At 61.8% G+C, this 14,047-nt stretch carries 14 protein-coding genes and 1 pseudogene; 10 read left to right on the forward strand and 5 right to left on the reverse strand.

What is annotated here, in order from left to right:
• Positions 1 to 233: 233 nt before the first annotated feature.
• From AACO21_RS13350 to AACO21_RS13395, 10 genes are all read left to right on the forward strand, one after another.
• Positions 234 to 587 (forward strand): metalloregulator ArsR/SmtB family transcription factor, encoded by a 354-nt coding sequence (locus AACO21_RS13350; protein ID WP_346193022.1) that lies wholly within the window; start codon positions 234 to 236, stop codon positions 585 to 587.
• A complete protein-coding gene (locus AACO21_RS13355) occupies positions 587 to 1,009 on the forward strand; it encodes an arsenate reductase ArsC (RefSeq protein ID WP_346193023.1) in 423 nt (140 codons plus the stop codon). The genes AACO21_RS13350 and AACO21_RS13355 overlap by 1 nt, the downstream gene beginning before the upstream one ends.
• Entirely contained in the window at positions 1,009 to 2,076 is a 1,068-nt protein-coding gene (arsB, locus tag AACO21_RS13360; RefSeq protein WP_346193024.1) for an ACR3 family arsenite efflux transporter, read from the forward strand. Before AACO21_RS13355 ends, arsB begins: the two co-directional genes overlap by 1 nt.
• A gap of 47 nt (positions 2,077 to 2,123) precedes the next feature.
• The gene (locus tag AACO21_RS13365) at positions 2,124 to 3,575 is read left to right on the forward strand and encodes a permease (protein WP_346193025.1); all 1,452 of its coding nucleotides are present in this window, start codon (positions 2,124 to 2,126) and stop codon (positions 3,573 to 3,575) included.
• The gene (locus AACO21_RS13370; RefSeq protein ID WP_346193026.1) at positions 3,569 to 3,805 is read left to right on the forward strand and encodes a thioredoxin family protein; all 237 of its coding nucleotides are present in this window, start codon (positions 3,569 to 3,571) and stop codon (positions 3,803 to 3,805) included. Before AACO21_RS13365 ends, AACO21_RS13370 begins: the two co-directional genes overlap by 7 nt.
• Before the next feature lie 103 nt (positions 3,806 to 3,908).
• Positions 3,909 to 5,153 (forward strand): nucleoside recognition domain-containing protein, encoded by a 1,245-nt coding sequence (locus AACO21_RS13375; RefSeq protein ID WP_346193027.1) that lies wholly within the window; start codon positions 3,909 to 3,911, stop codon positions 5,151 to 5,153.
• Positions 5,154 to 5,214: 61 nt separating this feature from the next.
• Positions 5,215 to 5,811, forward strand: coding sequence for a pseudouridine synthase (locus tag AACO21_RS13380; RefSeq protein ID WP_346193028.1), 597 nt, complete (start codon positions 5,215 to 5,217; stop codon positions 5,809 to 5,811).
• Entirely contained in the window at positions 5,808 to 6,140 is a 333-nt protein-coding gene (locus AACO21_RS13385; protein ID WP_346193029.1) for a hypothetical protein, read from the forward strand. The genes AACO21_RS13380 and AACO21_RS13385 overlap by 4 nt, the downstream gene beginning before the upstream one ends.
• A 12-nt stretch (positions 6,141 to 6,152) precedes the next feature.
• Entirely contained in the window at positions 6,153 to 6,587 is a 435-nt protein-coding gene (locus AACO21_RS13390; protein ID WP_346193087.1) for a DUF192 domain-containing protein, read from the forward strand.
• Positions 6,584 to 7,123 (forward strand): chorismate lyase, encoded by a 540-nt coding sequence (locus AACO21_RS13395; protein ID WP_346193030.1) that lies wholly within the window; start codon positions 6,584 to 6,586, stop codon positions 7,121 to 7,123. Before AACO21_RS13390 ends, AACO21_RS13395 begins: the two co-directional genes overlap by 4 nt.
• Positions 7,124 to 7,133: 10 nt before the next feature.
• Here the strand turns inward: AACO21_RS13395 and AACO21_RS13400 are convergent, their stop codons facing one another.
• From AACO21_RS13400 to AACO21_RS13420, 5 genes and pseudogenes are all read right to left on the reverse strand, one after another.
• Positions 7,134 to 8,576 (reverse strand): diguanylate cyclase, encoded by a 1,443-nt coding sequence (locus AACO21_RS13400; RefSeq protein WP_346193031.1) that lies wholly within the window; start codon positions 8,574 to 8,576, stop codon positions 7,134 to 7,136.
• 68 nt (positions 8,577 to 8,644) lie between these two features.
• The gene (locus AACO21_RS13405) at positions 8,645 to 10,198 is read right to left on the reverse strand and encodes an HD domain-containing phosphohydrolase (RefSeq protein ID WP_346193032.1); all 1,554 of its coding nucleotides are present in this window, start codon (positions 10,196 to 10,198) and stop codon (positions 8,645 to 8,647) included.
• Positions 10,195 to 11,619, reverse strand: a complete 1,425-nt coding sequence (locus AACO21_RS13410; protein ID WP_346193033.1) for a bacteriohemerythrin — start codon at positions 11,617 to 11,619, stop codon at positions 10,195 to 10,197. Before AACO21_RS13410 ends, AACO21_RS13405 begins: the two co-directional genes overlap by 4 nt.
• Before the next feature lie 128 nt (positions 11,620 to 11,747).
• A pseudogene (locus AACO21_RS13415) lies at positions 11,748 to 13,157 on the reverse strand (DUF3365 domain-containing protein); the annotation flags it as partial.
• A gap of 284 nt (positions 13,158 to 13,441) precedes the next feature.
• The gene (locus tag AACO21_RS13420) at positions 13,442 to 14,026 is read right to left on the reverse strand and encodes a Fe-Mn family superoxide dismutase (RefSeq protein WP_346193034.1); all 585 of its coding nucleotides are present in this window, start codon (positions 14,024 to 14,026) and stop codon (positions 13,442 to 13,444) included.
• Between the last annotated feature and the right edge of the window lie 21 nt (positions 14,027 to 14,047).

The raw sequence follows: 14,047 nt of genomic DNA on the forward strand, positions 1-14,047 counted from the left end.
CGCCGGGCGCTGAAGGGCAGGTCTGCGCCAGATTGCTGCCTGACAACGGTCGATGGGCCAACGGCCGTTTTGGCCGATAAGTTGCCTGCCTGCTGCAGCAAATTGTTCATTGTCTACGGCAGCAGTTTTTCAGTAACCCGGCACGTTGTTTACTAACTGCGTCAACCTACAGGGGGAAACAGGATTGCGTGAGCAGGCTGGACTTAATTCCATATTTCGATAATACTCGAAATATGGAAACACTGAATGCTGCTGAACTGCTGGCTGCCCTTGGACATGAGTCCCGCCTTGCCATCTTTCGTCTGCTGGTCGAAGCCGGGCCGGGCGGGGCGACGGCGAGCGCGATTGGCGAGCAACTGGGGATGGCCCCCGCAACGCTCTCTTTTCATCTGGCGCACCTGAGCCGGGTGGGGCTGATCGCCGGGACGCGGGAGAGCCGCTTTATCCGTTACGCCGCGAGCTACGCGACGATGGATGAACTGATCGCCTTCCTGACCCGCAATTGCTGCCAGGGCGAAGCCTGCCTGCCGAAAACCGCCTGCTGCGACACGATTGAAAAGCGTCGCGCCGATCTGGAGAAACCCTGATGTCCACGTTGAAAACTGTGCTGGTGCTGTGCACCGGCAATTCCTGTCGCTCGCAAATGGGCGAAGCCATCCTCAATCACGATCTGGCCGGGCTGGTGCGCGGCATTTCCGCCGGTACCCGGCCGCAGCCCAAGGTCGCCGACGGCGCGATCGAGGCGCTGCGTCTGGCCGGCCTGCCGACCGCGGGGTTGCACCCCAAGGACGTCGAGGCCGTGATGGACGAGGCAATCGACCTGGTGGTCAGCGTGTGTGACAACGCCAAGGAAACCTGTCCGGTCTTTCCGCGGCCGGTAGCGCGCATTCATCTGCCTTTCCACGATCCGCACGGCGAACCGCTGGCCAGCTTTGTTGCCGTCCGCGACGACATCCGCGCCCGCCTGGTGCCGGCAGTACGGGCAGCGTTGGGTCTGGGGGAAGCCTGATGTCGGCACAATGTGAAATCACCACCAAGGCGGCAGCCGGCGCACCGATGAGCGTTTTTGAGCGCTATCTGACGGTCTGGGTCGGCCTCTGTATCGTCGCCGGGATTGCCCTGGGCCAGCTGGCACCCGGCGTCTTCCAGGCCATCGGTCGGCTGGAGGTGGCGCAGGTCAATCTGCCGGTCGGTCTGCTGATCTGGGTGATGATCATCCCGATGCTGGTCAAGGTCGATTTCGGTGCGCTGCATGAAGTGAAGCAGCATGTGCGCGGGATTGGCGTGACGCTGTTCGTCAATTGGCTGGTCAAGCCGTTCTCGATGGCTTTCCTCGGCTGGTTGTTCGTGCGCAACCTGTTTGCGCCGCTGTTGCCGGCCGACCAACTCGACAGCTACATCGCCGGCCTGATTCTGCTGGCAGCAGCGCCCTGTACTGCGATGGTCTTCGTCTGGAGCCGGCTGTCGAATGGCGACCCGCTGTTTACGCTGTCGCAGGTGGCCTTGAACGACACGATCATGGTGGTCGCCTTCGCCCCGTTGGTGGCCTTCCTGCTTGGCCTGTCGGCCATCACCGTGCCTTGGGATACGCTGCTGACCTCGGTGGTGCTCTACATCGTGATCCCGGTGGCGCTTGCCCAATGGTGGCGCAAGGCGCTGCTGGCCCAGGGGCAGGCAGCGTTCGATGCTGCGATGGCCAAGATCGGCCCGTGGTCGATCACGGCCCTGCTGGCCACGCTGGTGCTGCTTTTCGCCTTCCAGGGCGAGGCCATTCTCAGGCAGCCGCTGGTCATCGCGCTGCTGGCCATCCCCATCCTGATCCAGGTGTTTTTCAACTCGGCGCTGGCGTACTGGCTGAACCGGGCGGTGGGCGAGAAACACAATGTCGCTTGCCCGTCGGCGCTGATCGGTGCCTCCAACTTCTTCGAACTGGCGGTCGCGGCCGCAATCAGCCTGTTCGGTTTCGAGTCGGGGGCGGCGCTCGCCACGGTGGTCGGCGTACTGATCGAGGTGCCGGTGATGCTGCTGGTGGTCAAGGTGGTCAATGCCAGCAAGGGCTGGTACGAAGCAAGGTAAGCGAAGAACACGGTCAACGCCCCTCGGGGACAGAAAAGGAGTCGATCATGGATGGCCTGATGCTGGCCCTGCAAGGCGGCCTCGACAGCCTGGCTTCATATCTGGCAGCGCATGTGCTGCTCTGCCTGGTGCCGGCCTTTTTCATCGCCGGTGCTTTATCGGCGCTGGTGCCGCAGCAGGCGATCATCCGCTTTCTCGGGCCGACGGCGCCCAAGTGGATGTCCTACTCGGCGGCGGCCGGTGCCGGCAGCCTGCTGGCGGTGTGCTCCTGCACCATCCAGCCCTTGTTTGCCGGTATCTATAAAAAAGGGGCAGGGCTTGGGCCGGCCATCACCTTCCTGTTCTTCGCACCGGCCGCCAATATCCTGGCGCTGGCCTATACCGGCGTTGCGCTCGGGGCGGAGTTCGCGATTGCCCGCATCCTGCTTGCGCTGGCTTTCGGGATCGGCATCGGCATGATCATGGCCATCCTCTTTCGCGAAGCCGACGTGGCCCGACTCGGCGATGCGGCCACCTTCGCCGATGCCGGCGGCGTGCCGGGCAAGACCCTGGCCTTCATCGGCATGCTGGTGGCGCTGCTCTTGGCCGGGACCTTGAAGCTGGATCTGTTCAAAAGCGTGGTGTTTGCCTTCGAGTTGCCGTGGTCGGGTGCGGCCGGGGTGCAGCAGACGCTGGATCGGTGGGTTCCGGTCAATGAAGCCATCGGGGCAGAGGGTTTGAGTCTGCAGGGCGCGTTGCTGATCGGCCTGCTGGCGATGATCGGCGCGGTGGCCTGGCGGGGGCTGGGGACGGACGACGCCGGTTTCAATCGCCTGACGCCGCTGGCTTTGGGGCTGACCGTGCTGACCCTGATCGTTGCCGCGCTCGGCGTCCGGGTTGACGCCGCCGGCCTGCTGGTCAGCCTGACCGGGCGCACGCTGGCGGTCGCCGTCTGTGCGCTGGTGCTGATCCCGCTGGCCCGCCGGTTCGATGTCTGGGACGTCCAGCAGTGGCTGTGGGAAACCTGGCGCTTCGTGAAGCAGATTTTCCCGCTGCTCATCGTCGGCGTGTTTCTGGTCGGGGTGATCCGGGTGTTCATCCAGCCGGAGTGGATTCGTGCGCTGGCCGGTGCCAATACCCTGCTGGCCAACCTGAGTGGCGTGCTCTTTGGCGTCTTCATGTATTTCCCGACGTTGGTCGAGGTGCCGATTGCCAAGATGTTCCTGTCGCTCGGCATGCATCCGGGGCCGTTGATTGCCTACCTGATGGCCGACCCGGAACTGTCGCTGCAGAGTATCCTGATTACGGCAGCGATCATCGGCAAGCTGCGGGCCTGGACCTACGTCGGACTGGTGGCGCTGTTTTCCACGGTGGCCGGTTTGACCTATGGGGCCTGGGTGGATGGCATGCCCGCCTGGCAACTGGCTGCGGTGGTGCTGGGGTTTGTCGCCGGCGTCGTCGGCGTGCTGCATCTGATTGAAGGCCGCCGTCGCGCGGCCAGGGGAGAAACGACATGTTGATCAAGATTCTCGGCAGCGGGTGTGCCAAGTGCAACCGACTGGAACAACTGACCCGCGAGGCAGTGGCCGAACTCGGGCTTGATGCCAGCTTCGAGCATGTGCGCGAGATGGACCGCATCATGGCCTATCCGATCATGACCACGCCGGCGCTGGTGGTGGATGAGCAGGTGCTGGTTTCCGGGCGCATGCCCAGCAAGGACGAATTGCTGGGCTGGCTGCGCCCGGCCTGAAGAGGCCGGGGCGCGCACTTTGAGCCGGGGGCAGGGCTGACAGCCCGGGCTGCCGCCGTTAGACTGCCTGCTTTCTACTGATCGGCATCTTGCCCGCCTCATTGTGCTGAACCGGATCTGGGTTGCTTTCATTCTTGTCGGCTTTGCCGCTGCGCTGGTGCAGACGGTGCAGGGCGATCTCGACATTTTTTCGCGGGTCCTGAATGGCTTGTTCGACTCGGCCAAGACCAGCGTCGAGATTGCGCTCGGCCTGATCGGGATGATGAGCCTGTGGCTGGGCATCATGAAGATTGGCGAGCGCGGGGGGCTGATCGAGGTGTTCGGGCGGGCCCTGGCGCCGTTTTTTCGACGGGTCTTTCCGGAGATCCCGACCGGCCATCCGGCCAGTGGCAGCATTGTCATGAATTTTTCGGCCAACCTGCTCGGCCTGGACAATGCCGCGACGCCGCTTGGCCTGAAAGCCATGCGCGAGTTGCAGGAGATCAATCCGCAGAAGGAGACGGCGAGCAATCCGATGATCATGTTCCTCGTCCTCAACACGGCGGGGATCACGCTGATTCCGACTTCGGTGATCGCGATCCGGCAAAGCCTGGCCTTGAAGGAAGGACTGATCGGCTTCAATGCGGCGGATATTTTCCTGCCGACCCTGCTCGGGACTTTCGTCTCATTCTGTGCAGGCCTGGTGGCGGTGGCCATGTGGCAGCGCATCAACCTCTTTTGCCGGCCCGTGCTGGCCTTCTTCGCCGGTTTCGCCGCCCTGATGGGGGGCTTGTATCTCTGGCTGGGCAGCCTGCCGCCGGATGAGATGGCGCGCATGATCGGGCTGCTCGGCAGCGGGATCATCGTTTCCTTGATCGTGCTCTTCGTCGGTGTGGCCGCATGGCGGGGCATCGATGTCTATGAAAGTTTCGTCGAGGGTGCCAAGGAGGGCTTTGGCGTGGCCGTCCAGATCATTCCGTATCTGGTGGCGATGCTGGCGGCGATTTCCGTGTTTCGCAGCACCGGTTGCATGAGTTATCTGGTCGAGCTGATCCGCAGCGCGGTGCTGGCCTTGGGGCTGAATGCGGATTTTGTCCCGGCCTTGCCGGTCGGGCTGATGAAAACCTTGTCGGGCAGCGGGGCGCGCGGCCTGATGGTCGATGTGATGACGACCTATGGCGTCAATTCCTTCGAAGGGCGGCTGGCCGCCATCATCCAGGGCTCCACGGAAACCACCTTCTATGTGCTGGCGGTGTATTTCGGCAGCGTGGGCGTGACCAAGACCCGTTATGCCGTGGCCGGCGGGCTGATTGCCGATCTGGTCGGGCTGGTCGGCGCCATTTTGATTGCCTATGCCTTTTATCACTGAGGGCTACGGTCGACGCTGAAAATCGGCGAAAATCCACCTTTGCCGTTGCGAGTCTACGTTTGTGTCCACCCTGGTCGTCCTGAACAAGCCTTATGGTGTCCTCAGCCAGTTTACGCCGGAGGGCAAGTGGCGGGCGCTCAACGAGTTCATCCCGATCAAGGATGTCTATGTGGCCGGGCGGCTGGATGCGGACAGTGAAGGGCTGCTCCTGCTGACCGATGATGGTGCGCTGCAGGCACGCATTGCCGACCCGCGTTTCAAGCTGGAAAAAACCTACTGGGCGCAGGTCGAAGGCATACCGGACGAGGCGGCGCTGGATCGTCTGCGGGCCGGGATTCAGTTATCCGATTTCAAGGCCAAGCCGGCCAAGGTGCGTCAGATCGAAGCGCCGGATGCGCTTTGGGAACGCACCCCACCGATCCGCTACCGGGCAGCGATCCCGACCTCCTGGCTGGAAATCCAGATCAGCGAGGGGAAAAACCGGCAGGTCAGGCGAATGACAGCGGCCATCGGCTATCCTACGCTCCGCCTGATTCGCCACGCCGTGGGGCGGCTGACTCTGGATGGCCTGCAACCCGGCGAATGGCGTCGCTTCGAGGCGAGCTTCGCGGATCTGGCACCCCCGTCCACACCGCGCCAAGGGAGAAAAACACCATGAAAAAAATCATTGCCATTGCACTGACGGCCTCGCTGTCTGCCGTGACCCTGCTGGCCGATGCCGCACCGCGCCATCCGGCTCCTGCGGGCAAGCACAGCGCCAGCAAGGCTGCGGCCGCCAAAGCCCCCGCCGCCAAGCCGGCTGGCCTGAAGAAAAAGCAGCCTGTACTCAAGGCGCAGGCCAAAAAATCGCCGGCCAAAGCCAGCGCCCGCAAAGCACAGGCCAAGCATGCGCCGATGAAAGCGACGCAAGCGAACAAGGCGGCCAAACCTCCTCTGGCGAAAAAGGGGGGGGCAGCCAAAGCGCCGCGCACCCACCGCCTGCACTGATCGAACACGATGATGAAAAAATTTGCTTCTGCCTGCCTGCTGGCCCTCGCGGCCACGCTGGCGAATGCCGACATGCCGCGTATGGAACTCAATCTCGGCATGTTCCGTATTGATGCCGAGGTCGCGGCGAACGATGCGGACCGTCAGACCGGCTTGATGCACCGCCGCAGCATGGCACAGCATGCCGGGATGTTATTTGTCTTCCCGCAGCCGAACACCTACTGCATGTGGATGCGCAATACCTTCATTCCGCTTTCGGTGGCCTTTCTCGATCAGGATGGGGTGATCATCAATATCGAGGACATGCAGCCGCAAACCGAGGATAACCACTGTGCGCGCCGTCCGGCCCGTTTCGCGCTGGAAATGAACCGTGGCTGGTTCGCTCAGCGCGGTATCAAGCCGGGGACGCGTCTGGGCGGCCTCGACAAGGCACCCAACCGCCCGTGATTGCCCGTAGTCATTGGCGCCGCCGCTTGTTACGGGGGGCGCCGCTGCCCGCCTTGCGTTCCTGGCTCCTTGAAACGGGGTCGCTGACGGCGCGTTGCCAGCGCATGGCGACGACCTTTCGTGTCCGCCTGCTGACCTATCGACTGGGTAAGCCCTTGCCCGACGAGGCCGCCTGGCTGGGCCCCGCACACCTGCCAGCCCATGTGCGCGAGGTGCTGCTGGAGTGCGATGGCGTGCCGGTGATTTTTGCCCATACCATGCTGTCGACCGCCGGACACGGGCGCCTGAGCCGCTGGCTGGCCCGCCTTGGCAACCGCTCGCTGGGCTCCCTGTTGTTTACACACCCGGGGTTTCAGCGCGGCCCGCTGGAGTTCATCCGGGTAGACCGTCGCCACCCCTTGTTTGCCCGGGCCGTGTCGGCGGCCGCGCTGAATGATCCCCCCGCCGAACTCTGGGCCCGGCGCTCCGTGCATGCGCTGGATGGTCAGGCGGTGTTGGTGACGGAAGTCTTTTTGCCAGCCATCCTGGCCCACTGAAAGTGCTTGCTCAGGGCACCTGATTTGTATGGGTGTCGTACCAGCGATAACGGTTCTTTCCGCTTTTCTTGGCCTGGTACATGGCCTGGTCGGCATGCCGGAGCAGCAGGTCGGCATCTGAGGCGTCGCCGGGGTAGAGTGTGACGCCCAGGCTGGCCGAGACTTGTACGGTTTGCGTGCCGATGGCGACGGGGCTGGCTGCTGCGGCAAGGAGGCGGCCCAAAATCGGGTCGCAGTCGCGCGGTGAGGGGATGTCCATGAGCAGGGCAACAAATTCGTCACCGCCGATGCGTGCCAGGGTATCGCCCTGACGCAGGACATCCGACATGCGGCGTGCCAGCGCGATGAGCAGTTGGTCCCCGGCATCGTGCCCCAGGCTGTCGTTGATCTGCTTGAAACCGTCGAGATCCATGTAGACAAGGGCGATGGCATGCCCGCGCCGGGCGCTTTGCGTGATCGCCCGCTCGATGCGGTCGACCAGCAGGACCCGGTTGGCCAGGCCGGTCAGGGGATCGTAGTGGGCGTTGAATTCCAGTTGTTTCTGATAGTCGCGCAGGGCGGTGATGTCGGTTGAAATACCGCAGATACCGATCACCTCGGTTTTCTCAAGATCCTTGTATACCGGGGTTTTGACTTCCCAATACACCCGTCGTGCCGATGTGTCGGCGTTGACCTCGATTTCCTCGGTCGTATCTTGACCGGCAAGGACCTTCAGGTCGATCTGACGCAAGCGGGTTGCGGTTTCCGTCGGGAAAAACTGGCTGTCCGCCCGGCCGACGAGTCCGGTTTGATCGCAGCCAAACAGCTTCAGCGTTGGCTGGTTGGCGTAGGTGTAGCGACTCTCCGCATCTTTCATGTACACGTAGGCCGGCACATTATCGAGCGCATGCCGAAAGCGCTCGGTACTGAGCAGGGCTGCTTCCAGCGCCTGATGGTCTTTCTCCCGTGCGGCAAGCAGGGTGCTGAGTGCTGCCCGATTGTGCTCCAGGGTTTTCAGATCGCGGTAGGACTTGATCGCTGAGCGGACGGTCGTGTACAGCCGTGCTGAGGTGAGCTCGGTTTTGTCCTTGTAGTCATCGATGTCGAAATTGTCGATGACGAAACGCTCCGGAGCCATGCCGGGTTGCCCGGTCCGGATGACCAAGCGGATGAACGGATCGGCACGTTCCTGGCGAATGTGTTCGACCAGCCGCAAACCGGCATCGTCGCTTTCCATGACGACATCGATCAGGGCCAGGGCGATGTCATCATGTTCTGCCAGCAGTTGCTTCGCTTCTGCTGCACTGGCTGCCTCGAGCAGGGCGAGGGGGCGTCCGTCGAAGCGGAAGCCTTTGAGGTTCAGGCGGGTCAGGGCGCGGACATCGGCGTCATCGTCGGCAACCAGGACATGCCAGGGCGCAGCATCTCCGTTCGGTGAGGGCATTTCACCGTTGTTTTTGCGGACCAGCTTCATGGGTGGCCTCGAAGGCCGTGGAGAGGGAGACAGGTCATGTGGATGGGCAAAGGCAACATGGCCGGAAATCAGTGGATGGGACGTTCATTGTTGCGCTGGGCGGATTCGATCAGCGTTTGCAGATCGCCGCGGCGCAGGAGTTTCAGGAAGGCGTCGACCACCGCGGGGTCAAACTGGGTGCCGGCACCGGCCTCGATGGCGGCAGCGGCCTCCCGAATCGACCAGGGGTCTTTGTAGGGGCGGCGGCTGAGCAGGGCATCAAAGACATCGACGACGGAAACGATGCGCGTCAGCAGGGAGACTTCGCTGGCCGGGCGGCCGCTGGGGTAGCCGGTGCCATCCCAGCGTTCGTGGTGGGATTGCGCCACCTCCCGCGCCATGGCCAGGGCCGGATTATGGGAGAGGATGCTGGCGCCGATATTGACGTGGGTCTTCATGACCTCGAATTCTTCCGGTGTCAGTTTGCCGGGCTTGCGCAGGATGTCGTCCGGTATGCCGATCTTGCCGACGTCGTGCAGGCGGCTGGCTTTGCCGTAGGCGACGGCCTGATCGGCCGGGATGCCCATTTCCTGCGCGACCAGACAGGTGTAGGCGTCGATTCGTTTGACATGGCCGCCGGTGGTCTTGTCCTTGAATTCGGCAATTTCAGCCAGCATGTCGATCGCGTCGTCGTAGGCGCTCTGCAAGTCGAGGTGGAGGCGAAGATTTTCCAGGGCGCTCGAGCATTGCTGCGCCATGATCATGAGCAGGTGAATGTCGTCCTCGGTGAGATGACGGGTCGGCTCGACATAGACAAACCCGACGCGGTCTCCCTTTATCTGCAGCGGGACAACCAGTCCGTTCTGGCGTACCAGAGCAGGCAGGACGCCACTATCCAGGGCCTGGATGCAGGACTGCCGGATTTCGGCCAGGCGTTGCTGATCGGTGACGTGTCCGGTCGTGGCGTGAACGGTGATGTCACGCCCGTCGACCGTCGCCAGCATGCCATCGACGGTTGAAATGAAGCCCACATCTGCCAGGTTGCAGAGGCCGATGATCTGGGTCAGGACCCCTTCAAAAAACGCGTTCAGGGATGCATTGGAAATCTTGTACAGGTCGGGCGCAGCATGCAGTACGCGCGACAGACCAATGCGGTTGAGGTCGATGGTTTTGAGGTCGCGATAGCCTTTGATGGCGGAACGTACGGTGGTGTAGAGCCGGGTGGCGGTCAACTCCGTTTTGTCCTTGTAATCGTCGATGTCGAAGTTGTCGATGACGAAGCGTTCCGGCGCAACACCGGGCTGGCCGGTGCGGATGACCAGACGGATCATCTTGTTGCCCAGAGTCTGGCGAATGTACTCCACGAGGCGCAAGCCGGCATCGTCGGTTTCCATGACGACATCGATCAGGGCGACGGCAATATCGCGGTGTTCGTTCAGGCGCTGACGCGCTTCTTCGGCCGAGGCGGCTTCGATGAACTCGAGTTCACGACCATCGAAGGTGAAGCCTTTCAGGTTGAGACGGGTCAGTGCCCGAATGTCGGCTTCGTCATCGACCACCAGAATCTTCCAGGAGTGGCGCGCAGGCACCTCCCTGCTGGTGCTGCCCGGATCGGGCGTCGGGGTGTTCCGGATCAGTTTCATGCGATACCTTCAGGCGCGTTGAAGGGGATGGAGAGCGTAAAGCGAGTGCCATGGCCGGGGGCGCTGTCGCACTCAATGCTTCCCCCCAGTTTGCTCGCCACCAGGGTGTAGCACAGATAGAGTCCCAGGCCGGGGCGTCCCTGGCTGCGTTGTGTGGTGAAAAAAGGCTCGAAAACGTGTGCTGCGATGTCGTGCGTCATGCCTTGCCCGTTGTCCTGGCAGAGCATCTGCAGGTGCTGTCCTGCACGGGTGACGGTCAGTTCGATGTGCGGGCCGGGATGGCCGGCCGGAAAAGCGTGGTGCAAGGCGTTGTCGATCAGCGTCATGAAGATCTGCTCGTAAAGACCGGGCAGGCTGTTCAGCATCAGGTTGGGCGGGCAATTCAGGGTGACGCTGACACCCCGCTGGTTCAGTTCGCGCTTCAGTCCGGTCAGGACATCTTCGATGCAGGCACGTAACGAAAAGTGTTGCTCGCTCAGCGTATCCTGCTCGAGCGAGCTCTGTTTGATTCTCTGAACCAGTTCACCGGCGCGGCGCAGGTTGCTGGTGGCCAGGCGGTTGCCTTCGCGCAATGTCTCGAGGTTGGCCTGCAGGACATCGGCGTCGACTTCGTCGCCTGCGAGCAGGCTGTCTATCCGGGCGAGCACCAGATCGGCATTGCTGGTGGCGCCGACTGCGACCCCGAGGGGTGTATTCATTTCGTGGGCAAACCCGGCGATCAGGCGTGCCAGTGAGGCCATTTTTTCGGCATTCAGGAGTTGCTGGCTGCTGGCTTCGATCTGGCGCAAGGCGGCCTTGAGGTCGGCCTGTTCCTTCTGGAGTTGCGTATTGGCTTGAGCCAGGCGCTGGGTGCGCTCGGCCACTTTTTCTTCAAGCCGCAGATTGCTCTCCTGTAGTTCCCGGTTTTGTTTTGCCAGCATGCCATACAACTGATACAGGGCGCCGAGCAGGGCGCTCATGCCGGGATCGCCGCTGTCGACCTCCTGGGCATAGGCATCCGCAGGCGCGAGACCGCGTTCTATGCCTGCAATCATGCGGGCCATGCGCTGGTCTTCTCCGAGAATATGCATGGTCAGCCAGGAGGCCAGAAAACCGTGCAGCAAGGCCGGGGCATTGGCGCTTTGCTGCCGGCGTTCCCACATGCTGACCAACTGTTCGACAAATTCGCGGTGATGCCGGGTATGCAGGTCCGCATGCCTGGGATCGACCGCCCAGCGGGCCATCAGCGCTTCTTCTTCGCTGAAGTGCTCGGTCGCATAACGCGCAAGATCGTCGAAGAGGGCTTGCAGGGTCGTCTCGTCACAATCGTTGTTGAGTAGCAGGTCGCCGACCTGATTGACCATGTCGACCAGATGCTGGTGCTGCTCATCGACGCGGCTGAGGCCGGTGACGAATTGGGGGGTCCAGATGAATGCCTGCATGACTTATTGCGTCCGGATTTCCGCCGGGAAGTCCACCTGGAAGCGTGTTCCCTGGCCTGGCGCACTGTCGCAGCGGATCGTGCCGTGCAATTGAACGGTGACGATGTTGTAGCAAATGTAGAGACCGAGAGCCCGGAGCCACCTTGGTTGCGCCGGGTGGTGAAGAACGGCTCGAAGATGTTTTCCAGTACCGACGGCGGCATGCCTTGACCCGTGTCGTGGTAGTTCAGGGTAAGGTGCGTGCCGCTGCGCGCCCAGGTGATCTGGATTTCCCCGCCGGGATGCGTATCCGGGAAAGCGTGGATCAGGCTGTTCATGATCAGATTGGTCAGCAACTGCTCGAGCAGGCCCGGGCAACCAAAAATGCTCAGCGTGTCCGGGCAGCTCAGATTGACCTGGATCGGTAGCCGTTTCAGTTGATTGTGAAGTGCGGCGAGGACATCGTGATTGAGTTCGAGCAGGGAAAATACACGGTTCTCATCGGAGCTCTGGTCGATTGACGTGCGCTTGAAGGATTGAATGAGGCGCGCCGCGCGCCGCAGGTTGCTGCTGGCCAGTTGATCGCCCTGGCGCAAGGTATTGAGTGCGGCGCGCAGATCTTCTTCGCTGACCTCGTCGCCGTCCAGTAAGGTTTCGATGTGATGCAGGGTGTCTTCGCTATTCGAGATGGCACCGACGGCAACGCCAATCGGCGTGTTGATCTCATGGGCAAAACCCGCCACCGTGCGTCCGAGCGAAGCCATTTTCTCGCTCTGAATCAACTGGTTGCGTGCGGCTTCGATTTGTACGATGGTGTCCAGCAGATCCAGCCAGCGGCGCCGCAATTGCTCGAGCAGCCACCAGACAGCGAGCAGGACGATCACGAAGACGCCGCCATGCATCAGGTAGGCGTGCAGGCGGCTGGGAGCGGCTGCATTCAGGAATGGGTCGTAGCGGTGGGTCACGCTGATGCCGCCCCGTATATCGCCGAGACGATAGCCCTGTTCGGCATGGCATTTCAGGCAGGGAGCGGTCACCTGCAGCGGGGCCATGTAGCGGTGCAGCATACCGAGTTCAGCATGGGGAACAAAGCCGATGTACTCGCTTTGCCCTTTCTCGAAGGCTTGGAGCGCGGTGCGCTCCCAGTCATCCGGTTCATTCAGGGGGTTGATTGGCTTCAGGCTGGTCAGCCGGAAGACAACGCCCTGATCCAGCTTGGCCAATTCCCCGATCTGCCGGGTCATGTAGGCCGGATTGATCATGGTCAGCTGGCGTCCGTGATTGTCCGTGATGTCCCTGCGGGCGTGCTGCAGATAAGGATTGGGCGGAGAGGCTTCGGTGACCGGGACATATACACCGGCATGTCCTGAGTTCCACTGACGGGTCAGTACCACCATCCGGAACATGTTGCGGGCACTCTCCGTGATGACCGATTCATTGTGTTCCCGAATGTCCTGCAGATGATCCATCAGCGACCAGCCGACGGCCCCGGCCCAAAGCAATAGCAACAGCAGCCAGTTCTTCCGGTTGGTGAGAAAGTGCGGCGTTGTGCTACTCATGCGTCCCTCTGTGTCTCCGCTGCGAGATCGCACTCGCTTGAGTTTGCCCGGGTTGGCGTCAATCTGACTACCTTACGTGTTTATCACCGGCAAGATAAGCAGGGTATTTACGAGGTCGGCAGGTGGCGTATTTGTTTTAAATTGTAATCAAATTTGATAATTAATCGTCAATATTATGATTTTCTTTGGCGCTATGGGGCGAGGAAAAAAAGACGCCTGGAATAAAAAAAGCCTCCGATGTCGGAGGCTTTTGGATGCGACGGGGCGTGCCCCGTGCAGGCTGGTCAGGCGAAGTTCGCAGCAGCGAAGTCCCAGTTGACCAGGTTGTTCAGGAAGGTCTCGACGAACTTCGGACGCAGGTTGCGGTAGTCGATGTAGTAGGCGTGTTCCCAGACGTCGACGCAGAGCAGGGCCTTGTCGCCGGTGGTCAGCGGGGTGCCGGCGGCGCCCATGTTGACGATGTCGAGGGAACCGTCGGCCTTCTTGACCAGCCAGGTCCAGCCGGAACCGAAGTTGCCGACGGCGGAAGCCTGGAAGGCAGCCTTGAAGGCGTCCAGGGAGCCCCACTTGGCATCGATGGCAGCGGCCAGGGCACCGGTCGGGGCGCCACCGCCGTTCGGCTTCATGCAGTTCCAGAAGAAGGTGTGGTTCCAGACCTGAGCGGCGTTGTTGTAGATGCCGCCGGCCGGGGCCTTCTTGACGATGGCTTCGAGGTCGAGGGCTTCGTATTCGGTGCCCTTGATCAGGTTGTTCAGGTTAACCACGTAGGCATTGTGGTGCTTGCTGTAGTGGTAGTCGAAGGTTTCGGCCGACATGTGCGGGGCCAGGGCATCCTTGGCGTACGGCAGCTGGGGCAGTTGGTGTTCCATGGGTTTCTCCGTTGTTGGTAT

The sequence above is a fragment of the Dechloromonas sp. ZS-1 genome, from assembly GCF_039649255.1.
Lineage (GTDB): Bacteria > Pseudomonadota > Gammaproteobacteria > Burkholderiales > Rhodocyclaceae > Azonexus.